We start from the raw sequence: 296 nt of genomic DNA, 5'->3' as shown, positions 1-296 counted from the left end.
AAATCGCTCCTTTTGGTTGTTTTTGTGGTAATTACATCATATCAGGAACAATTTCCTGTATACATAAAAGCTGGATGATGAATCGTTCAAAAAATTCATCATCCAGCTTTTTTTTTGAACTAGGAGTTGCCCCAGCCTTCTACTTATTAGAATCATTATTAAGTTTTTTCCACAATCATCAATATGGATAATACTTAATTTAAGATAATTTGTCCATGCCTAGTTACTATTGAACTATTAATTTTTTTCATCTTGCTCCACCTATTGCCGTTTACATTACGCTCAACATAGTGAAG

1 protein-coding gene is annotated in these 296 nt (G+C 31.8%); it reads left to right on the top strand.

What is annotated here, in order from left to right; all coding sequences use genetic code 11:
* Window positions 1–191, top strand: a 191-nt coding sequence (locus AACL61_RS00005; protein ID WP_339110774.1) for a hypothetical protein, incomplete at its 5' end; no start/stop codon positions are given.
* Between the last annotated feature and the right edge of the window lie 105 nt (window positions 192–296).

This window comes from Limosilactobacillus reuteri subsp. porcinus (assembly GCF_036621895.1).
GTDB lineage: Bacteria > Bacillota > Bacilli > Lactobacillales > Lactobacillaceae > Limosilactobacillus > Limosilactobacillus reuteri_J.
This window is presented reverse-complemented; position numbering and strand designations above follow the sequence as displayed.